This is a genomic window from Natrialba aegyptia DSM 13077 (assembly GCF_000337535.1).
Lineage (GTDB): Archaea > Halobacteriota > Halobacteria > Halobacteriales > Natrialbaceae > Natrialba > Natrialba aegyptia.
This window is the reverse complement of record NZ_AOIP01000016.1, coordinates 253,974-274,966: the sequence shown is the minus strand read 5'-3', so window position 1 is coordinate 274,966 and position 20,993 is coordinate 253,974. Positions and strand designations below refer to the sequence as shown.

The 20,993-nt window shown below is 63.4% G+C and carries 18 protein-coding genes and 2 pseudogenes; 9 read left to right on the top strand and 11 right to left on the bottom strand.

The genetic code is table 11. The annotated features are described in order from the left end of the window. Positions 1–156 precede the first annotated feature (156 nt). Complete coding sequence (locus C480_RS07995) at positions 157–1,119, top strand: alpha/beta fold hydrolase (protein WP_006665108.1); 963 nt, start codon at positions 157–159, stop codon at positions 1,117–1,119. Here the strand turns inward: C480_RS07995 and C480_RS07990 are convergent. Both C480_RS07990 and C480_RS07985 read right to left on the bottom strand, forming a co-directional pair. Then, the gene (locus tag C480_RS07990) at positions 1,116–1,496 is read right to left on the bottom strand and encodes a HalOD1 output domain-containing protein (RefSeq protein ID WP_006665107.1); all 381 of its coding nucleotides are present in this window, start codon (positions 1,494–1,496) and stop codon (positions 1,116–1,118) included. The genes C480_RS07995 and C480_RS07990 overlap by 4 nt on opposite strands. A gap of 201 nt (positions 1,497–1,697) precedes the next feature. Then, positions 1,698–2,441, bottom strand: coding sequence for a DNA polymerase sliding clamp (locus C480_RS07985; RefSeq protein ID WP_006665106.1), 744 nt, complete (start codon positions 2,439–2,441; stop codon positions 1,698–1,700). Between the two features lie 171 nt (positions 2,442–2,612). Between C480_RS07985 and C480_RS07980 the strand changes: the two genes are divergently transcribed. Together C480_RS07980 and C480_RS07975 are read left to right on the top strand one after the other, a co-directional pair. Continuing rightward, positions 2,613–3,527 (top strand): putative sodium/potassium/calcium exchanger, encoded by a 915-nt coding sequence (locus C480_RS07980; protein WP_006665105.1) that lies wholly within the window; start codon positions 2,613–2,615, stop codon positions 3,525–3,527. 128 nt (positions 3,528–3,655) lie between these two features. Further along, complete coding sequence (locus C480_RS07975; RefSeq protein ID WP_006665104.1) at positions 3,656–4,432, top strand: 23S rRNA (uridine(2552)-2'-O)-methyltransferase; 777 nt, start codon at positions 3,656–3,658, stop codon at positions 4,430–4,432. Between the two features lie 58 nt (positions 4,433–4,490). Here C480_RS07975 and C480_RS07970 read toward each other — a convergent pair whose 3' ends face one another. Both C480_RS07970 and C480_RS07965 read right to left on the bottom strand, forming a co-directional pair. Beyond that, positions 4,491–4,667 carry a ribbon-helix-helix domain-containing protein gene (locus C480_RS07970; protein ID WP_006110673.1) on the bottom strand — a complete coding sequence of 59 codons (177 nt, stop codon included), beginning with the start codon at positions 4,665–4,667 and terminating at the stop codon, positions 4,491–4,493. Positions 4,668–4,717: 50 nt separating this feature from the next. Further along, positions 4,718–7,114 carry a twin-arginine translocase subunit TatC gene (locus C480_RS07965; protein ID WP_006665103.1) on the bottom strand — a complete coding sequence of 799 codons (2,397 nt, stop codon included), beginning with the start codon at positions 7,112–7,114 and terminating at the stop codon, positions 4,718–4,720. Positions 7,115–7,289: 175 nt separating this feature from the next. Here C480_RS07965 and tatC point away from each other — a divergent pair, with 175 nt between their 5' ends. The 3 genes from tatC to C480_RS07950 all read left to right on the top strand — a co-directional run bounded on the left by tatC (position 7,290) and on the right by C480_RS07950 (position 13,051). Continuing rightward, positions 7,290–8,333, top strand: coding sequence for a twin-arginine translocase subunit TatC (gene tatC / locus C480_RS07960; RefSeq protein WP_006665102.1), 1,044 nt, complete (start codon positions 7,290–7,292; stop codon positions 8,331–8,333). Positions 8,334–8,709: 376 nt separating this feature from the next. Further along, positions 8,710–10,836 carry an assimilatory nitrate reductase NasA gene (gene nasA, locus C480_RS07955; RefSeq protein WP_006665101.1) on the top strand — a complete coding sequence of 709 codons (2,127 nt, stop codon included), beginning with the start codon at positions 8,710–8,712 and terminating at the stop codon, positions 10,834–10,836. Positions 10,837–11,212: 376 nt separating this feature from the next. Further along, positions 11,213–13,051, top strand: a complete 1,839-nt coding sequence (locus C480_RS07950) for a nitrite/sulfite reductase (protein ID WP_006665100.1) — start codon at positions 11,213–11,215, stop codon at positions 13,049–13,051. 93 nt (positions 13,052–13,144) lie between these two features. Here C480_RS07950 and C480_RS07945 read toward each other — a convergent pair whose 3' ends face one another. The 6 genes and pseudogenes from C480_RS07945 to C480_RS07925 all read right to left on the bottom strand — a co-directional run bounded on the left by C480_RS07945 (position 13,145) and on the right by C480_RS07925 (position 17,506). Beyond that, positions 13,145–13,525, bottom strand: a complete 381-nt coding sequence (locus tag C480_RS07945) for a hypothetical protein (RefSeq protein ID WP_006665099.1) — start codon at positions 13,523–13,525, stop codon at positions 13,145–13,147. A gap of 157 nt (positions 13,526–13,682) precedes the next feature. Further along, a complete protein-coding gene (locus C480_RS07940) occupies positions 13,683–14,039 on the bottom strand; it encodes a hypothetical protein (RefSeq protein ID WP_006665098.1) in 357 nt (118 codons plus the stop codon). A gap of 259 nt (positions 14,040–14,298) precedes the next feature. Next, positions 14,299–14,856 (bottom strand): annotated as a pseudogene (gene larE / locus C480_RS07935) (ATP-dependent sacrificial sulfur transferase LarE); the annotation flags it as partial. Positions 14,857–14,903: 47 nt separating this feature from the next. Next, positions 14,904–15,068 (bottom strand): annotated as a pseudogene (locus C480_RS24755) (ATP-dependent sacrificial sulfur transferase LarE); the annotation flags it as partial. Positions 15,069–15,295: 227 nt separating this feature from the next. Next, positions 15,296–16,075 carry an alpha/beta hydrolase gene (locus C480_RS07930; RefSeq protein ID WP_006665097.1) on the bottom strand — a complete coding sequence of 260 codons (780 nt, stop codon included), beginning with the start codon at positions 16,073–16,075 and terminating at the stop codon, positions 15,296–15,298. Between the two features lie 150 nt (positions 16,076–16,225). After that, positions 16,226–17,506: an MFS transporter gene (locus C480_RS07925; RefSeq protein WP_006665096.1), complete on the bottom strand. Its 1,281-nt coding sequence runs from the start codon at positions 17,504–17,506 to the stop codon at positions 16,226–16,228. Between the two features lie 159 nt (positions 17,507–17,665). Between C480_RS07925 and C480_RS07920 the strand changes: the two genes are divergently transcribed. Both C480_RS07920 and C480_RS07915 read left to right on the top strand, forming a co-directional pair. After that, positions 17,666–18,238 (top strand): DUF6789 family protein, encoded by a 573-nt coding sequence (locus C480_RS07920; protein WP_006665095.1) that lies wholly within the window; start codon positions 17,666–17,668, stop codon positions 18,236–18,238. A gap of 161 nt (positions 18,239–18,399) precedes the next feature. Next, the gene (locus C480_RS07915; RefSeq protein ID WP_006665094.1) at positions 18,400–19,749 is read left to right on the top strand and encodes an MmgE/PrpD family protein; all 1,350 of its coding nucleotides are present in this window, start codon (positions 18,400–18,402) and stop codon (positions 19,747–19,749) included. 49 nt (positions 19,750–19,798) lie between these two features. On the opposite strand, the gene C480_RS07910 is transcribed toward C480_RS07915, so the two are convergent. Beyond that, positions 19,799–20,014 carry a hypothetical protein gene (locus tag C480_RS07910; RefSeq protein ID WP_006665093.1) on the bottom strand — a complete coding sequence of 72 codons (216 nt, stop codon included), beginning with the start codon at positions 20,012–20,014 and terminating at the stop codon, positions 19,799–19,801. A 126-nt stretch (positions 20,015–20,140) separates the two neighbouring features. Here C480_RS07910 and C480_RS07905 point away from each other — a divergent pair, with 126 nt between their 5' ends. Further along, complete coding sequence (locus C480_RS07905) at positions 20,141–20,977, top strand: phosphosulfolactate synthase (RefSeq protein ID WP_006665092.1); 837 nt, start codon at positions 20,141–20,143, stop codon at positions 20,975–20,977. Positions 20,978–20,993 lie beyond the last annotated feature (16 nt).

Sequence of the window (20,993 nt, the reverse complement as noted above, 5' to 3'; positions counted from 1 at the left end):
TCGATCGAGTGCGATAGTGTCGATAACATAGTATTACCCCGCTACCCCTCGATCGAGTCGGTTCTCGCCCGTCGGTCCACCGTCGCTTCGTCGGGTGATCGCACGGGTCGGAACGGGAGGCTCGATTTCAAGAGGGGCCGGAACGTTGTGTCGAGCATGCCACGGGCGATGCGGGACGGCGTGTCGATCTACTACGAGTTCGACGACCGCGACGAACGCGAGTCGACCGACGAGAGTCACGCGATCGAAACCCCGATCGTCTTTCTGCAGGACATCGGCTACGGGCGGTGGTTGTGGCGCTGGCAGCGCGAGGCCGTCGCTCGGGAGTTCGGCGCGCCCGTGATCGCGCCGGACATGCGGGGGACCGGGCGCTCGGATGCCGGACTTCCACCGCTCGTTCCGCGACTTCCGGGTCGGATTCGGTCGCCGCTCCTTCGAAAGCCGGCCGGCTACTCGGTCGATGGATTGGCGGCCGATCTCGAGGCGGTTCTCGACGATGCCGGGGCTCGAAGCGCGCATCTCGTCGGGATTGGTCTCGGCGGGATGGTCGCCCAGCAGTACGCGATCCAGCACGACCGCGCGGCGTCGCTGACGCTGTGTGCGACGACCCACGGCGGTCCGGACGCGATGGCGATTCCCGCGGATATCCCCGGTCGGCTGCTCGAAACGCCCTCGGGCGCGAACGAACGGGAAACGCTCCGTCACCGGATGCGTCCCGTCTTTGGCGAGTCGTTCACCAACCGGAACCCGCACCTGATGGACCGAATCATCGAGTGGCGACGCGAGCAAGACGCAACCGAACCGGCGATCGAAGCCCAACTCGGGGCGGCCCTCGCGTTCGACGCCAGCGCTGAACTCGATCGCGTTCGCGTTCCGACGCTGGTAATCCACGGGACCGACGACGCGGTGGTTCCGTCGTCGAACGCGCGGCTGCTCGAGGAGGCGATTCCCGATGCTCGACTCGAACTGATCGAGGGCGGTTCACACCTGGCGTGTATCGAACGGGCTGACACTGTCTCTGATGCGTTGGTGTCGTTTCTCGGCGAACGGGATACTGAAACTGGAACTGGAACGCGGAACCGTTCACGGACCCGCGCTCAGGCCAACACCGATACCTAAGCCGTCGTTGTATTCGTCGACGTAGTCGCTCGCGTTATTCTGAGTTTGCCATCGCTTCGGAGCCCGATATCGAAGCCGGCGTACGTGAACCAGAGTTCTTGGACGCCACGGTCGTCGTCCCGTGCCGCGCGATCGAGCAGTGCATCGAGTGCATCGGGGTCGATAACGCGTGCGAGTGCCGGAAGATCGACCGGCGTCGAGTCGGTGAGGGCGGCGACGGTGATAATTACCGTTTCGCTTGCACAGTCGGTAGTCGGATCGAACGTGGTTGTATAGTCGAGATCGTCCAGCGACGAACTGGCGTGTCTGTGCGGTTCGTCCGCGATATCGGTATCTGCAGCGACCGCGCTATCTGGCGAGTCATCGTTGGAGGGCATACTCCGGTCCTCCAGTAGTGGCTCCGTAATGACTGTCCTGTCGCTGTGCAGGCTTTATTCCCGCATCGATATAGTCTTGGGTATCAGACATACCTCAAAAAACTCGACGAGATCGCAGTCGAGGACAGAAAGCCCGTTGTATTCCCCCCACACCGGCCGATCAGCGTGCATCCGCTCAGTTCGTCTCAGGGGAGCAGGGATTCAGTCGCTTTGAATCCGCGGCGCGAGCATGTACGTGACCTGTCCCTGGCCCTCCGCAAACCCGAAGTAAATCTTCACGGGGAACTCCTCCCCGAGGTGGAGCGTGACCTCGGTGTTCGAGGGGATCGCCTTGTTCATGTCCTTCAGGTAGTCCAGACTGAAAAGCGAGCGAGCGGGACCGGCCTGCAGATCGATCAGATCTTCCTGGGTGAGTTCGAGGTGAACGTCGTCGGTGTCGCCCTCCGCATTGACGTAGAACGCGTCGTCGCCTTCGTCGACGCCGAGTGCGATGTGGTCCGAGACCATGTCCGCGGCGGTAACCGAGCGGTTGACATCCTTGCCCTCGAGGACGACCTCGGCGGGCAGGTCCAGATCCGGAATGTCCGGTTCCTGTCGAATGCTGTCGGGGTCGATGAGCGCGAGCGTGTACTCGAGCCCGTCGATCTGGATGTGGAGCTTGCGGGTCTCCTCGTCGAGTTCGAACTGGATGAGCTGGCCGGATTCGGCCATCCCTGCGATGTCCTCGAGTCGGGAGAGGTCGACGCCGATCAGCCCGCCGTCGGCTTCGTAGGATTCGAAGGCAGCCGCGTCGAGCGAGAGGTCGACCATCCCGACGTTGGCGGGGTCGACGGCTCGAATTTCGAGTCCGTCTTCCTCCAGGTGGATCTTACACTCGTCGACCAGCACGCTGATCGAATCGAGCGCGCTGGTGAGCGTTTCCGCGCTCACGATGGCCTTGAACATATGCGTCGGGATACGAACGGTTGGCATAAAAAGGCACCCTTTACGATTGATTCCACCAAGCCACTCGCGTCGTCGCCTGTCGTCCCCGGTCCGCGGTCTGCGCTTCCCCGATTCTTTCTGCCGTGGTGTGCAGGCACGAGTGGCTTCCCGCCGCCGACGCTACGCCCAGCCATGTGCCCCACGTTCACCGCCGACGATGCCGGTAAGACGGTCGAAAGTGCAAACGGTGCCCTTCTCGGTGTCGTCGTCTCCGTCGAGCCGGAAACCGTGTATGTCGACCCCGATCCCGGCGTTACCGATTCGATCAAAGCGACGCTCAACTGGGGCGACCAGACCGAGGAGCCCGTGGCGCTCACCGACGACGCCGTCACCGAGATCACTGACGAGACGATTCGACTCGATGCGGCATTCCCCGAGGAGAGTCTCAGGAGCGACGAGCAACAGGAGGACGGACGAGCAGCCGCCGAGCGCCGATCAGACCGGCGCGATACGGACTACACCCCCGGCGAACCGGTCTCCGGAACCAGCACCGAATCCGAAACCGGCGTCGACGGAACCGAAGAAGGACCCGGATCGACGGCACGCGACCACTCGGAGCCGATGCTCGACGACGAGTTCTACGACGATCTCGAGGACGAACCCCGGATCGACCCGGACGAGCAACTGGACGAGACGGAATCGTCCGCCGACACCGCCGCCGACGAAATGGACGCGATCGAAGAAGAAGCAGGGCACGGACTCGAGGTCGATCCCTCCGAACTGACCGGCCGCGATCCCGACGCTGAACTCGACCCGGACGAGGATGTCGGCCAACGCACGGACGCCGAAGTCGAGCCCGAGATGGAACTCGATGAGCGCTCGGACGCTGAACTCGCCCCCGGAAACATCGACGAACGCCGACGGGACGACGCGGCCGTCGACCCAGAGCGGATCGACTCCGAGGTCGGGGACGGTTCGGACGTCGACGAGGAGGCCGATCTCGAGGAACGAGAGCGCGTCGAGGACGCGGATTTGAGCGCCGAACGCGCCGGTGACGACGCCGATACCGATACCGACGCAGCAGACGGCGACTCGGAGTCCCGATAACGCGCCTCGTCCGGACGCCTCCGCAAGTCCCTCAAAGTCCCTCAAAAATTCGCGCGCACAACGCGTGACTCCGCTTCGCGACACCTATCCGTCTTCGCCGTGTACCACAGCCAACTGACTATCCGAGCATGGCACGAAAGGACCACTACTACAACAAGGCAAAGCAGGAAGGCTACCGGAGCCGAGCCGCCTACAAGCTCAAGCAACTCGACGAACTCGAGAACGTCCTCTCGCGCGGCGATACCGTCGTCGACCTCGGTGCCGCGCCCGGCGGTTGGCTCGAAGTCGCCGCCGAAGCCGTCGGCCCCGACGGGCAGGTGATCGGCGTCGACCTGCAGCGCATCAAAGATATCGAGGGCCACGACACCGTCGAAACCATCCGCGGGGACATGACCGAGGAACGAACGCGCGACCGGGTCATCGACGCCGCAGGCGGCGAGGTCGATGCTGTGCTGTCCGACATGGCCCCCAACATGTCCGGCGAGTACTCGCTCGATCAGGCCCGCTCGCTCCACCTCGCGCGCCAGGCCTTCGAAACCGCACTCGAACTCCTCGACACCGACGGCGACTTCGTCGTGAAGATCTTCGAAGGCCCCGACGTCGACGAGTTCAGAGCGGATGTCGAGGAGGAGTTCCAGTACGTTCGCGCCACGAGCCCGAAGGCCTCGCGGGACGAATCCTCCGAACTCTTCTTTATCGGAAAGGGACGGCTCACCGCACCGGTGCGACCGGGCGATGAACTCGAGGTCGAGATCACCGATGTCGGGAGCGAGGGTGACGGTATCGCATCGGTCGATGGCTACAGGTTGTTCGTTCCGGCGGCGGAGACGGGAGCTGTTGTGACGGTTCGAGTCGAGGACGTGAAGCCGAATTTCGGCTTCGCACAACGGATCGATCGAGACTGAGCGGTACGTCGTGTAACGACCTGTTGCTGTTCGGTCGTGTTTCCGGGTGAATACGGACTTATTCGTCGGAGTCGAGTCGATCGTGTCGGTCGTCGATTTCGTCGAGAATATCGAGCGTTTTTCGGATCGAGGCCCGGATCGCATCGCTCCGGTTGACGAACTTGCCGTCGTCGCCGACGTGGTCGTCTAAGTCCTCGAGTAGTTCCTGCGGGATTTCGACGCTGATCTTTGGCATCGTAGGGACGCGTTCGCATGCCTCCCATCTTAAGCCGTCGGACGAGTTCGCTACGTGGTCGGGTCGGGTTGGGGTCCGGAGCCGGTATCGGTGCCGGTGTCGCCTTCAGTAGCGGCGGCGTCTGCGTCGTTTTGTTCGCCACTACCACCGCCACCGCTACCACCAAATAGCCGCCCCCCGCCGGTGAGGATATACAGGACGCCGAGGCCGAGCATGTAGGTCAGGGCGATCGGGATGGCGACCATCAGCATGGTGAGAACGCCCTTCGGACTGGCGATTGCCGCGACGGTGAAGATGCCGACGACGGCCGGTCGCCAGCGTCGGAGCATCGTCCGGTAGTTGATGATGCCGCCGACGTGGAACAGCGCCATCGTGACGATGATGTTGAACAGGAAACCGATGCCGAGGGTCGTGAAGATGACCATCCAGAAGAAGCTACTGATCCGGTAGGAGACGACCATCCCGTTGGCGATCGCGTCGGAGACGAGATAGGAGATGACCGCCGGTGCGACCCAGAAGAAGCCGAGGTAGGTTCCGAACGCGAACCCGCCCAGTAGCGAGCCGCCCCAGACGACGAAGATGCGGCGGTCGCCCCGGACCAGCCCGCGCTCTTTCATCGCGGGCCAGCCGTAGTACAGCACCAGCGGGAGCGAGGCGATGATCCCCGCGATGACGCTCACTTTGACCTCGAAGATGAGCACTTCGACGGGATGGAGTGCGATGACGATGTCCATCTCCGTGATGAGTTCCTGGAGCGTCATCCCGGCGGGGTCGACCCCGTTACGGATGGCCACCTCGTGGAGGATCGATTCGGGAACGCGATGGAGGAACGTCGTGAGAATCTGGCCGATCCCACCCTGGTAAAGCCAGAAGAAGGTTCCGCCCATGACGAGCATAAACACGCCGACGATGCGGAACATCTTCGAGGTGAGACTGTTGAGGATGAAGGCGATGTCGTAGGCGTAGCCACCGATGTCGTCCTCAGTCGTCTCTTCCTCGGTGAAGGGATCGAGCATTCCGGCGGCCGTACCCGCGAGGAAGCTGCCTTCCTCCTCTTCGGCAGCGCCACCGTCATCGGTCCGGGTGAGTGCTGCACTCTCGCCATCGCCGGTTGTGCCGTCCTCGGCCTGTTGGTCTTGTAGCGAGTCGAACCGGTTCAGGATTGCCTGGGCTTTCTCCCGGTTGTCGTCGTACATCGCCTGTCGAGAAACCTCGAGCGCCTGTTCCTCTTTCATCTGGAGGAAGACGGACGCTGGCACTTCCTCCACGTCCTCGGCGGTGAGCATCTCGAAGTCGACATCGTCGGGCGATTCGGCCGTTCGAATGGCTCCCTCCCGCGGGTAGATCGGTGCCTGGAGCACTTTGATCGTATAGGCGAACAGGATGAGCACGCCGACGCCTGCAGCGATGGTAAGCCCAACAGCGGCCTCACCGAGGAGTCCGTGCTCGGCAGCGAGCGATTCGAGTCCGAACGGGCCCTCGGGACCGGGTTGCAGCCACGCCGGCAGGCTGGGGTAGACCGCTTCCCCGAGGTAGTCGAATCCACCCTGATTAACGAACGCGCCGGTTCCGATGGCGACAACAGCCAGAACGCCGACGAACCGGAGGACGACTCGTTTCATATGATCGGTCCCGGTTCCGTCGCTCTCGGCCGCACCGCGCCGGCGGATGTTTGCAACTACCTTCGCGAGGCTGAGACTGATGATGTAGAGCCCGACCATCGGCGTCGCCCACATGATCTGCGTGAACGGATCCGGCGGCGAGAACAGCGCGCCGAAGATGGTGATCCCGACGATCGCGTGCCGCCACTTGTCCCGGAACGTCTCGTAGGGGACGATCTCGGTGTACGAGAGGACACCCATAAACAGCGGCAATTGGGCCGCCAGTCCGAACGAGAGCGTCAACAGCGCGATGAACTCGGTGAACTCGGTGATCCCGAAGCTCGGTTTGACGTGGGCGCTGACGGCGTTTCCGGCGAGAAAGTCGAACGTGTACGGAAAGAACACCGCATAGGCGTAGACGACCCCGAGGCAGAACAACGTGATCGCGGTCAGGACGAAGCCCGCAATATAGCTCCGAGAGATGGGCACGATGGTGTCGTAGCCGTGTTTGCGCAACTTCTCCCTCGAGAAGTACAGTAACGCGGGAACCGACACGACGATACCGACGAGCATCCCGATCTTGGCCTGCAAGAGAATAACCTCGAACGGAGTCCGCGTAATAAGCTCCGTCGAATCGGCGATGTACGGCGACATTTCCGCCTTTGCAGTCTGTTTGAGAAAGTCCCAGATGAAGACGCGCAACGCGTAGAACGAGCCGATAAAGCCGATAACGAAGACGATAAACACCTTCTGAAGGTGTGTCTGCACGCTCGAGAGCATCGCACCAAGAGTTTCGCGCCCGGTATTGATCGCACGGGCGGTATCCTCGTCGACGGCAGAACTCATTTACTACCATGGGTAACTGACATCCAGTTATCAACCTTTCGAGTCTCCTACCGCGCGTCGCGCTCGTTCACCGCATTCGACGGCGACCGGTGCAGACGAACGCGTCGATCGGTACCGTGACCCAGTGCGTACAAGAAAAAGGCCTATAACCGCCCGCCTATCTATATCCCGATAGATGCCGGACGAGTCGGCGGAGACGGGGAACGGTGTGGACCCCGACGAACCACGTGAAGACGGCGGGTCCGACGAGGAGCACTCGCCATCGGAAGCGTCGCCTTCGGAAGCGTCGCCTTCGGAAGCGTCGCCTTCGGAAGCGTCGCCTTCGAGTTCACCCGAGGCGTCGACCGGGACCGATGCCAATCCACCGGTTGAAACCGACGGTGAGGGAGTCGTCGGTGGTGGCCACGACTCGGGGACGGGGACCGGGACCGGATCGGGGACGGGAAGCCCCGAGTACCCCGATCCGGACGACGATGTCGGTGGAATCTCGACGCCCCCGGACGACGAGGAAATGCCGCTTGCGGACCACATCGAGGAGATGGTGCTTCGGTTTGCCGTGGTCTTGCTCTTCGGTTCTGCGGGGACGGCGATCGGGCTACTGGGTGCCTCGTGGGCGATCGAGCACATCTGGTACAACGTGTTCCCGTACGCGGCAGAGGAGGTGCCCTTACCCCATATCTACCAGCCGCTCGAACTGTGGTTGACACGAATCAAGGTCTCGACGCTGCTCGGGATCATGGTGGCGCTGCCGATGTTCGTCTACCAGTGTTATCGCTTCATGAAACCGGGGCTGTATCCGCACGAGCGCAAGTACTACCTCGCGGCTGTCCCGACGAGCGTGGTTCTTGCCGGCGTCGGGATGTTGTTCTCCTACGTGCTGGTGTTGCCGGTGCTCTTCGAGTACTTCACGTTCTACGCGGAAGGCAGCGCAGAGATCGCTTATGCACTCGGTGATACGTTCGACCTGATAATCACGCTGATCGGCTTTCTCGCCGTCGTCTTCCAGATTCCGCTCTTTATAATGCTCGCGATTATGATGGGTGTGACGACCCGTCGATGGCTCGTCAATAAGCGGCTGTACTTCTGGGCGGCCTTCTTCGGACTGGCGTTCATGTTCACGTTCGACCCGACGGGGATGGCCCCCATTATCGTCGGGATCACGATGATCCTCCTGTTCGAGGGAACGCTGTTCATCCTGAAGTGGGTCGGAACCGAGTGAGACCGGTCCGTCCTCCCGTTTTCCGTCTTTCAGTCGACGTTTAGTCGCGTCTACGCGACGGCTTCTCTCCACTTTTCTCGCCAGCGCATGCGCCCGCTGGTGCCCGTTCGGTCAGTCATCGACAGCCTTCGTCTGGTACCACTCCTTATATTCTTGGTATCCGTTTCTATATCGATGGATGCGCATTCTATGGCTCTAAAACCAATCGTTTGTAAACGAATACCGTTTAGGTGTTGTGTCTGTACTCTCTTTCCGTACCTATGTTCGAGATTGTGAACCAAGCCGGGTACTCCGCGTCACCGCTTTTAGGACGCGGACGAACGCCCCGTCGCCCCGCGAGGTGGGCGGCGTGACCGACCCGGTTCCAACCACCTGTATGCGCTGTGCCGTCGGCTGTGGACACGTCCAGCAACCGGTCGAACAGGGCTACGGCCTCGATATCGTCCGCGGCGATCCGGCCCATCCGGTCAACCGCGGCCTCGCCTGTCAGCGCGGCATCCGCGAGACCGCCGACCCCGACGGCGAGTGGCTCACCCGCCCGCTCGTCCGCCGCGACGGCGAACTCGTGCCGACCACCTGGGAGACCGCCCTCGAACGCGCGACGGCCGGACTCGGCCGGGCGCTCGAAAACGCCAGCACCAGCGTCGCGGTCCTCGGCAGCGGCCAACAGACCAACGAAGCCGCCTACGCGCTCGGAAAACTCGCCCGCGGCGGCTTCGGAACCCGGTACTACGACGCCAACACGACCCTGTGTATGGCCTCGGCCGTCACCGCCTACTACGACGCCTTCGGCAGCGACGCGCCGCCGCCGACGTACGACGACATCCCGGCGGCACGGACACACCTCGTCTGGGGTGCAAACCCCGCCGTTGCACACCCGGTTCTGTTTCGTTGGATTCAGCAATCGGCCGGCGAGGACGACTCCGAACTGCTCGTCGTCGACCCGGTCGCGAGCGAGACGACCGACGGTGCCGACTGCCACGTCGCACCCGACCCCGGCGGCGATCTCGCCCTCGCTCGCGCGGTTCTCGCGCGACTCGTCGAAACTGATCGCCTCGACGACGAGTTCATCGCGAGGGCGACGGCGGGATTCGAGGAGCTCCGCGAGCGCCTTCCCGATGCGTCCGCAGCCGCCGAGCGAGCGGGCGTCTCGACGGCCGACGTGGATCGACTTGCGGCGGCGTTCGACGCGTCGACGCTCGTCTACTGGGGGATGGGCGTCAACCAGAGCGTCAACGGTACCGCGACGGCGGGCGCGCTGATCGATTGCTGTCTCGCGACGGGCAACCTCCGGCCCGGGTCGGGCCCGTTCTCGCTCACCGGCCAGGCGAACTCGATGGGGACGCGCGTGTGTTCGTCGAAGGGGTCCTGGCCCGGCCACCGGCCGTTCGACGCGCCCGAACACCGCGAGTTCGTCGCCGACGCCTGGGACGTTCCGCTCTCGCGACTTCCGGACGACCCCGGACCGGGACCGGTCGGCATCGCCGACGCGATCGGCGAGGACGTATCGGCCGTTTACGCCGTCGCGACGAACCCCGCCGCGGGGATGCCCGACGCGACGGGCGTTCGCGAGCGGCTTGCGGAGACGTTCCTCGTCGTCCAGGACGCCTTCCGCAGCGAGACGGTCGAACTCGCGGACGTCGTGTTGCCGGCGGCGACCTGGGGCGAGTCCGAGGGGACGACGATGAACATGGAACGGACCGTCTCCCGCGTCCGCGCCGCGACGGAGACGCCCGCCGGCGTCAAATCCGATCTCGACCTGATCGGCACGCTCGCGTCGCGACTCGCGCCCGACCTGTTCGACGAGCCGCCGACGCCCGAGACGGTCTTCGACGAACTCGCGGCGCTGACCGCGGGAACCGACGCCGATCTCTCGGGGATCAGCTACGAGCGCCTCGAGCGAGACGTGGCGGTCCGCTGGCCCGCGCCCGCGCCGGACGCGGCGGGGGGCTATCGGTACTACGAATCCGAGTTGCCGGACGCTGACCGGGACGATGTCGCGGAATCGTGGTCGTTCCCGACGCCGTCGGGACGCGCACGGTTTTCGGCTGGCCGGGCCGCTCCCGCACCCGAACCGCCCGACGCGGAATTCCCGCTCACGCTGACGACGGGCCGGCAGCCCGACGCGTACAACACCGGCGTTCGCACCCGTCCGTCCGACGCGGACGCCCCCGTCGCCCGCGTCAGTCCCGCGACGGCGCTCGCGTTCGCGACTGAACTCGAGGACGAGGAACGGGGATCGACGGAAGCCGACGCGCCCCTCTCCGCTCAGGATGGCCGCGTCGTCTCGCGGCGTGCATCGGTCCGCGTCGAACTCGAGTCCGACGAGTCGATTCCCGACGGCGTCGTCTGGCTTCCTATTCATCACCCGGCGGTCAACGACCTCACGCTGCCGGTCGTCGATCCGCGCTCGAAAGAACCCCACTTCAAGCAGTGTGCGGTGCGACTCGAACCGGCGCGAACTCGCCAGAACAGGCCGGTTGCGACGCCGAGTTCACGATAGCGATCGTCCGTTACTGCGGGCCGGTTTTCGAAGGGGATGTGTCTCCACCGTCGCTTCCGAACCGACCGTTCTCGTGAGCGGATCTTCCCGTCAATAGCTGCCGCGTTCTCCGTCGAACGAGGCGTCTTCGCCAAGTGGTGCGTGCTGCCCAATCCCAAAAGAGTGGGCCACTTCCTTCGGATATACACCCTAATACAGATCATATTCGATTGAACATCTGAGCTATTCGATTAAACGGAGCGAAAAACAGATGTGTGTCAATGATTAGCATTATATTCCTCACTATCGTGTCGTTCTACCGTGACTCGAAATATGTTTGGTGACAAATCCCGTGTCGTCGGGACCGATCGTTCAATTCCTCCGGCGGTGGTTTGCGATGGCGCATAAAAAAGAAGGAATCAAGGAGGGATGTTACGGCGACGAGGTGCGCGAGCACATCCTCGAGTTCGCCGCAAACGGCGGCTTCGAGGCGATTCCCGAGGACGAACGCGAGGAGTGGTTCACCCGCTTCAAGTTCTGGGGACTGTTCCACCAGCGCGACGGCCAGGAATCGTACTTCATGATGCGCCTGACCAACGCGAGCGGCGTCCTCGAACCGGGACAGTTGCGCGCGATCGCCGAGGTCGCCCGCGACTACGCGACGGGCCCGGTCGAGAACCCCGAGTTCGGCAACGGGTGGCTCGACCTGACGACGCGCCAGTCCGTCCAGTTGCACTGGATCGATCTGGAAGATGTCCCCGAAATCTGGGAGAAACTCGAGTCGGTGGGCGTCCACACGCGCTCTTCGGGCGGGGACACGATGCGCAACATCTCCGGCTGTCCGCTCCACGGCAAGGCCGAGGAGTTCGTCGAGTCGGGGCCCCTCCTCGAGCGCTTCGAGGAGGAACTGCGCGGCGACGACGAACTCGCGAACATGCCCCGGAAGTTCAACATCAGCGTGTCGGGGTGTACGGTCGGCTGCGCGCAGGATTCGATCAACGATATCGGATTCGAGCCGGCGACTAAGGAGTTAGACGGCGAGCGGGTCCGCGGGTTCAACGTTCGCATCGGCGGCGGTCTCGGCGGTCGGCAGCCCCGCGCGGCGACCCCGCTCGACGTGTTCGTTCGCCCCGAGAACGCCTACGCGGTCGGCCGCGGCTTCGTCGAACTCTACCACGAGTACGGCGGTCGCCAGAACCGCTCGAAGAACCGCGCCCGGTTCTTCGCCGAGGACTGGGGGATGGAGAAGATCCGCGAGACGCTCCAGGACGAGTACGTCGACTTCGAGATGCACACCGCGGGCGAGGACTTCCGGACGGAGTACACCTACAACGCCGGTCGCCCCGTCGAAGACGGCCAGCACGACCACGTCGGCGTCGGCGACCAGCAGGACGGCCGCAACTACGTCGGTTTGAGCGTCCCCGTCGGTCGCCTGCCGGCCGACGACGCCATCGAACTGGCCGACCTCGCCGCCGAGTACGGTTCCGGAGAGGTACGGCTCACCCGCCGGCAGAATCCCGTCATCGTCGACGTGGCCGACGACGAACTCGAGGGGTTGCTCGCCGAACCGCTGCTCGAGGAGTACCCCGCCGAGCCGAGTCCGTTCGAACGCGGCGCGATGGCCTGTACCGGCACCGAGTTCTGTTCGATCGCGCTGACCGAGACGAAGGGGCGGATGGCGCGGATGCTGCGCTGGTTCAACAAGAACGTCGACCTGCCCGACGACGTCGGTAAAATCAAGATGCACTACTCCGGCTGTACCGCCGACTGCGGACAGGCGATGACCGCCGACATCGGACTCCAGGGGATGCGCGCCCGGAAGAACGGCGAGATGGTCGAGGCCTTCGATATCGGCGTCGGCGGCGGTGTCGGCGAAGATCCGTCCTTCATCGACTGGGTGCGTCAACGCGTGCCGGCCGACGAGGCTCCCGGCGCGATCCGAAACCTGCTCGAGGCCTACGCTGCCCATCGCGAGTGCGAGGCTCCGGCGGCGTCTCGAGCGGACGGTGACAGCGAGGCGCGAAGCGCCTCGGGCTCACAGACAGAAGCCGTCCGGGGACAGACGTTCCGCCAGTGGGTCGACGCGACGGCCGAGGAGCAACTCGTCGAGTTCTGCGAGCCCGAGGAGACCGACTTCGAGGCTCCCTATATGACGGACGGGAAACAAGCGTGGTATCCGTTCGCGGAGGCGGAGTCATCCGCGGCGAGTGAAACCCCGGTATCGTCGGACGATTAACGTCGTCGCGATACCGTCGAGGGTTCGAGCGCGCGATCGCGTCGCGAGTTCGAAGTGAGATGATCGAAAGGAACGAGAAACGAACAACAAGCGTTAATCAGCGGATTGCTGGTGGCCCGACTGCGCGTTGCTCCGTCCGCCTTCGAGTCCGGGAACGGCAGTGCCCACGAGTTCACGAAGGCGTCGGCCCGTCGTTCGAGCAAACCGCAGGATGTTCAGCACGCCTTTCTGCTCGCCGGGCGAGCGATAGCACGCGATCAGCGACCACATTGTGGCGACGCCGAACGAGCCGGCGGCCGAGAACGTCATCCCCATCGTGCCGTACGTGAGCGCGTAGATCGCGCCGATCGTCATCGACGGAATGCTCGATCCGAGCGGCACGCGTGCGGAGGTGTCTTTGATTGTCGGTGCGAGGAAGACGATCGAGAGAACGCTCCCTGCGAGAAAGACCAGATCTTGCCACATCATTTCCATCATCGTAATCGCTTACTCGATTATGAGTAAAAAGTCTCTCGGTGTTGAGAACCGTCCACATACCGGACAATTTCGCGCTCGTAGTTGTCTCCGATCCGGCACTACCACCGGCGATTGACCGTCAGGAATCGCAGGCAATTTCTCTCCGCGCCGGATCTCAACGGTGCGACCGCGTCCGCTCGGCCGCGTACTCCCGCGCCGTTTCGAGGGACCCCGCCCCGTCGTAACTGGTCGAAAACAGCACCATGAAATCCCGCGCGAGTTCAACGCAGCGTTCGAACGTCAGAACGGTCCTGATCTGGTGTGTCTCGCTGAACTCGAGTTCGGGGTAGCTCGTGGCCGTCAGTGCGTATCCCGGACGGTCGTCACCGTCGAGGGAGGCGGGGGCGACCTTTATCCGGAGGTCGTCCGATTCGTGGCGGTAGATGCGGTATTCTAATTCTCGGTCGGTGTCGGCGGGTGTGTACGTCCGGGAGACGTGGACGGTCCAGTCGGGCGGTACGTCGGCAGCCATCGATCCGTGATACTCGGGGAGATGCTACGTTCGTATCGTATTGTGCAATATTGTCTGTCCCTCTCGCAGTCTCTGTACTATTGGTGTATTACAAGGACAGAATCTGATTATATTGTGGTCGATTGGGCGCTTCTTCTCTCTCGATTCGCCCGTTCGGGAATCTCGTTCGATACGGACTGCTGGCAGTCAGTGCCGGCGCACCCGCGACCGTCTGCGATTGGCCGGGAAATCGGTACAACAGACCATCAGAAACGGGGAGTCAGTCGTCGGATTCGGTCGTGGCGGCGTCCGTCGCCGGACTCACGCTCCCGGTCCGGTAGCCGTGGAGGTCGAGCGTGACGTGTTCGAAACCCAGGTCCGAGAGCGCGTCGCGTACCGTTTCGACGAACTCGCGCTCGAGCGCCCGATCGAGTTCGTCCGGGGCGACCTCGATGCGGGCGAGGCCGTCGTGATCGCGCACGCGGAACTGGTCGAAGCCCCACTGTCGAAGCAGGGCTTCGGCTTGTTCGACGCGCGTGAGTCGGTCGTCGGTGACTTCGAGCCCGGTCGGGATGCGCGAGGAGAGACACGCCATCGAGGGCTTGTCGGCGACCGAGAGGTCGTAGTGTTCGGCGATCGTTCGGACCTCGTCCTTCGCGATGTCGTGGGCGAGCAGCGGCGAGTGCACGTCGAGTTCGTCGACGGCCTGCAGGCCGGGGCGGTGGCCGGCACCGGGGTCGTCGGCGTTGGTGCCGTCACAGACGGTTTCGATGCCGAGTTCGCGCGCGGCGTCTTCCATTTCCCCGAGGCGCATCGTCCGGCAGTGATAGCACCTGTCTCTTATACACATCTCTGATGGCGCGANAGATGTGTATAAGAGACAGGGGTTTCGCTCTTTGCGGTGCAGGCGACGGCGTCGTCGCCGAGGGCGTCGTGAGCGAGTGCGGCGACGACGCTCGAGTCGACCCCGCCCGAGAAGGCGACGAGGATGCCGTCGTAGGTCGCCAGTTCGTCGCGGGCGGCCGCCAGTTTGGCCTCGACGGTTGTCATGGGGCCTGGTTCGGACCGGATATGCAAAAGCGCGTTGTCGTCGTGTCGGCGTGGCGATGTGGTAGTTCAGTGTCTCGGTCGCTCGGCGGCCCATTGACGGCCTCGGACGGCGTCAGTTCTCGCCAGACGTAGTTTGTTACTCCGAGAAGTGAGTAGGAACGTTGTTTCTCTACCAGAACTATGGTTGAGACCGATCGATCAGTTCGAGAATTCCCCCTGCGAACGTATCAGGACTGTATTCGTTCGATGAAGGTTACAGTCTGATTGACTGTTCGCTCGAACCACGGTTCCTCGGTGAAAAAGAAGTGGTCGCCCGGTGGTGTATGCAATTCGACATCCACACCAGCAATGTTGAGTACGTCACGGTATGCCCGCGTTTCACGCAGCGTGAGCCACTCATCATCCGTCGCGTGATACAGCAGCGCCGGCGGATGATCGGATGTGACTCGTTCTCGCGGTGACGCTTCCCGGTATCGTTCAGGGATCTCTGTCGGCGCGCCCCCGAGGAAGTCTGCCGTTTCACCGTCTTCCTTCGCGCCGAGACAGTCGTAGGGCCCATCAAAACCGACGAGTCCGTCAACTGTCGTCGCAGTGTCCTCGTATTCGTCATCGGGCGTCGGACCGGTGTTCGCAGTTGCCGCTGTTAAGGCAGCAAGATGCGCACCTGCTGAGTGCCCACAGAGAACGATTTGACGTGGTGCAGTTTCGAACGGTTCCTCAGCCCGAACCCATCGGACTGCACTTTTGACATCTTTTACTGCGGCCGGATACGGTGCCTCACCGGAAAGGCGATACCCGATCGTCAATGCCGGGACACCCCGCTTGGCGAGGGCACGGCACCGATCATCGAAGAACGACCGATCACCACGGTTCCAGACGCCACCATGGATGCAGATAACGACTGTGCGCCTCCAGTCGTCGGTAGGCGGGAGAAATACATCTGTGAGAAGGTCGCGTTCAGCGGTTTGTTTAAACCGAATATCCTGCTTCACGGTGATCGTGTCCATGCATATTTAGTAAGGACACAACCATAAAAGAACACACATGATGGCGACTCAGATAACGTAGGGAAGAAATACTGATGACTAGTGTGGGGTTTGCACTTTCAATGTGCGTGAATTTTACCGACTACTCTGCACTCGTATTCTCAACTGTCGTTAGTCGTCCAGCGACTCGCTGGCCCCGCTCTGCTCTCTCGTCGCTGGAAGCAACGCGCCCGTCTCGCGGTAGATGCCGACGAGCAGGATTCCGCCCGCGACCAGCGGCATGATCGCACACGCGGCGTACACCGGCGGAAAGCCGAGCGCATCGACGAGCGGAACCGAGAGCAGCGGCCCGAGCCCGCCGCCGACATCGCCGAGAACGTTCGTCGTTCCTGATGCCCGGCCCATACGCTCGTCCGGCGTGAGATCGGCGAGCAGCGCCATGAGCGGGCCGCTGGTCCCGCCCTGTCCGGCTCCGATGAAGAGACAGGCGACGGTCAGCGTCGCCGCTGAACTCGCGCCCGCCAGCAGGACGAAGCCGACGAACGAGACGAGCAGGAAGACGAGCAGCGTCGGCACCCGCGAGTTCGTTCGGTCGCTTACGTAGCCGCCGGCGAACATGAACGTGGCCGCGGCGAGGACGGTGACGGCCATGAAAATGCCGGAAGAGCCCTGGGCGTCGAAGCCGAGGACGCCGATTCCGTGGACGGAGAGGAATTGGACGAGCGTCGCGAACAGCGCGCCGATGTAGGCGAACAGGACGGCGAAGTTGACCAGGCCGACGATGATCGTCGTCACGCTGGTGTCGACGTTCCAGGGCGCGACGGCCTCCCGGGTGTCGGTGACGTGGGTCTCCGGAACGGTCAGGGCGGCCATCACGCTCGCGAGCAACGAGAACGCCGTCGCGACGAGGAACGCGGCCCGGATGCCGGCGAGTTCGCTGACGACGCCGCCGAGGACGAGGCCGGTCGGGAAGCCGAAGATGCTGCCGCCGCGGATGAGGCCCATACTGGTCCCGCGCGAGTCGGCCCCGCTGACGTCGGCGGCGATGGTGTAGGCGGTTGCGAAGACCAGCGCACTCCCGAGGCCCCAGACGATTCGCGCGAGGAGGAACCAGGCTTCGGGAAGCGGGGCGACCATCGCGACGACGTAGCCGAACGTGCCGACGCTCTGGACGAGCAGGCCGGCGATGAACGGCGTTCGCGTGCCGACGCGGTCGACGAGTCCGCCCGCCGGCGCGCTCGCGAGGAGCCGCGAGAACCGGTTTGCACTGAGGATGAAGCCGACGAGAAACGGCGAGATTCCCAGTACGTCGCCCAAATTCGGCAGGATCGGAAAGATGACGCCACCGCCGAAGCCGACGAAGAAGGTGCTGGCGACGACCGAGCCGATGATCAGGTACTGCCGTCTCGAACTGTATCGTGCCGTCTCGTCCGTCCCCGGTGTCTCGTCCACGCTTGCACTCCCGTCTGACTAGTCGGTCAATTCGACGTAACCGTCTATCGATACCGGCAGTCGCGTCGATCTATTGTACAGACACAATTTCCGCACAGCTTGCAGTCAGGATCACGCCGGAGCGTTAAGGAACTCCCAGTGGTAGCGTCTCAAACCCCCATGTCAGTATTCGATCGGTTACAGCAGTTCGGGTCGGATTCGTCGGCACCGAAGCGTTCCGAATCGGTAACCGACAAGTCGCGTCTCGCACACGCCGGCGGTGCCGCAGTTCGCGGGCTTCAAGCCGGTTTCGTCGCGACGCTCATCATGACGGCGTTTCGGCTCCCAATCTTGCGCTCGCTGCCACCGTCCGCCAACTTCTGGGCGCAGTACGTCTCCGGCGGCGACCCCGACGACCATCCGATCGCCGGTATCGCCTTGCATCTCCTCTACGGCGTCCAGGCCGGTGCCGTGTTCGGCGCTCTCTTCGCCCTCCAGGACGCCGAAGAGTCGATCGAACCGGAGCAACGCGGCCTCGTCTGGGGAACCGTCTTCGGGATGGCTCTCTCCGCGTTCGGCTCCCAGATCATGCTGAAGGAACTGCTCGACATCCGACTCGATACTGACGAACTCGCGCTGTTTCATGCCGGCCACCTCGTCTACGGCCTCGCCCTGGGTGCCTGGGTCGGCTCGCGTACGGAAGGCGTTCAGGACCCGGACCGCGAGTACGGCTACAACGACGACGATCCCTGACCGGGAACCCGGTTACCCGGTTAGACGCCCCGTCGAGCTATCGAACGCGCGTCTCCTGCTCGGGATGACCGGGCCACTCGCGATCGACGATGGCATCGACGCTGATCGCTACCCGTGACGACCACGCCAAGACGTTTGGCGGTCGTCGTGGTACCGGCCGTATGACGACCGCACTCGAACTCGCCGAGTTCGTTCAGGAAACTGACTACGATGACCTCCCCCCGGACGTTCGCGACGCGCTCAAACGACGGCTTTTCGACGCGGTCGGGATCGCTATCCCCGCCGAAGTCGCCGGTCCGCCACAGGCCGTCTTCCGGACGGTCACGGCGCTCGAGGACGACGGTCCCTGTACGCTCTGGGGGCGCGAGCGAACCGCGTCTCCGGTCGGCGCGGCGATGCACAACACGGCGCTCGTTCGCTACCTCGACTACATGGACTCCTTTCTCGCGCCCGGCGAGACGCCACACCCGAGCGACAACGTCGCGGCCGTCGTCGCCGCCGCCGAGTTCGCCGACCGCTCCGGCACCGACCTGCTCGCCGGCCTCGCGGTCGCCTACGAGATCCAGGCCGAACTCGCCTGGAACGCGCCCGTCCGCGAGCGGGGATTCGATCACGTTACCCACACCGTCGTCTCGGCCGCCGCCGGCGCGTCGAAGGTGCTCGAACTCGATCTCGAGGAAACGCGGAGTGCGATCGCCATTGCCGCGACGGGTCACAACGCCCTTCGCGTGACCCGTACCGGCGAGATCAACGAGTGGAAGGGGCTCGCGTCGGCCAACGCCGCTCGCAACGCGGTTTACGCGGCGATGCTCGCGAAACATGGGGTGGCCGGCCCGCGGAACGTCTTCGAGGGGCAGAAAGGGTGGCAGGACGTGATCTCGGGGCCGTTCGAAGTCGAACTGACGCCGGGCGAACGAGTTCACGACGTGATGACGAAACGGTACGTCGCCGAGACCTACGCCCAGTCCGCGGTCGAAGGCGTCGTCGAACTCGCCGAGCGCGAGGAGCTCGATCCGACGGCGGTCGCCGGCATCAAACTCGAGACGTTCGGCGGCGCGAAGCTCATCATCGGCGGCGGCGAGGGCAACCGCTACGAGGTCGCCAATCGAGCGCAGGCGGACCACTCGCTGCCGTACATGCTGGCCGTCGCGCTGCTCGATCGCGACCTCTCGCTGGCGCAGTACGAACCCGACCGCATCCGACGGAACGACGTCCAGCAGTTGCTCCGGGTCGTCGACGTCTCCGAGGACCCCGACCTCACCGAACGCTTCGAAAACGGGGAGATGCCCGCCGTCATCGACGTCACGATGGACGACGGGACCACCTACCGGGTCGAGAAGGACGCCTTTCGGGGCCATCCGACCGATCCGATCGGGTGGGACGGCCTCACGGAAAAATTCGAGACGGTCACCGACGAGTTCATCGACGCCGAGCGTCGCGATGACATTCAGGAGTTGATTCGATCGATCGAAGACCACAGAGTGGCCGACCTGACGGCACTCCTCGCCTGACCGCGTTCGAACTCGTGCGAAAACGGCGATTCGTAGAGCTTCGTCCCGGTCAGTTGTATCGTCCTGCCAGCCAGAGCAGAACCAGGACCGTTCCAAACCAGATCGCCGTGATAGCGAGTCCAAATCGCGGACTTGCAAGCGGAAGCCCGTCCAGGTATCCCGTAATCCGATTTACCGCCCATGAAACAATAAACAGGGAGACGGCGAACGCTACGATGCGGGCCTCGTAGTAAAACCAGGTCTTCAGTCCTTCTAGCGACGGCATAGTCACGAATGTGTTTGGAACGGTATAATCTTTCAGTCACTCCTCTCACCGGTGATCTATCACCGGCGGAGGAGTTCAATCGAGCGGCGTGACAGCGTTTTGGGCCTGCTCGTGGTCGGGCACTCCATGGCCGACACAGACCGCGCGTTCGACTTCCTGCACGTCAACGAGCGCGAAGACAAACCCCGTGAGAACGGCATCACCGAAATTCGCGGTCCCTACTACGACCCGATGGGCCCGCGGGAACTGCGCGACATCCTGGAGACGATGGGCGCGTACGTCGACATCTACAAGTTCTCCGGCGGCTCGTTCGCGCTGATGCCCGAAGACGCCGTCCGAGAGCTGATCGAGGTCTGCCACGACCACGACGTGCTGGTCTCGACTGGCGGCTTCATCGAGAACGTTCTGGTCCGCGACCACGACCGGGTCGAACGGTACATCGAGGAAGCCGCCGACCTCGGCTTCGACATCGTCGAAATCTCGAGCGGCTTCCTCGCGATCGACGTCGACGACACGGTCGCGCTCACCGAACTCGTCCAGGACCACGGCCTGCAGGCGAAACCCGAGATCAACGTCCAGTTCGGTGCCGGCGGCGCGTCGAGCGTCGAAGAACTCGAAAGCGAGTCCGCGATCGATCCGACGAGCGCGATCGAAGAGGGCAAACGACACCTGGAGGCCGGCGCGTACAAAGTCATGGTCGAATCGGAGGGAATCACCGAACGAGTTCGCGATTGGCGGACGGATGTTGCCTTCGAGATCGCGACCGAACTCGGGATCGAACACTGCGTCTTCGAGGCCGCCGATCCCGCGGTGTTCGAGTGGTACATCAAGCAGTTCGGGCCGCGGGTGAACCTCTTCGTCGATAACTCCCAGATCGTCGAACTCGAGTGCATGCGCTCGGGGCTCTGGGGGAAGAAATCGACGTGGGGGCGGATCGCGAGCTACGACGGCGACGGTGGCTAACCGCGGCGGAGACCGT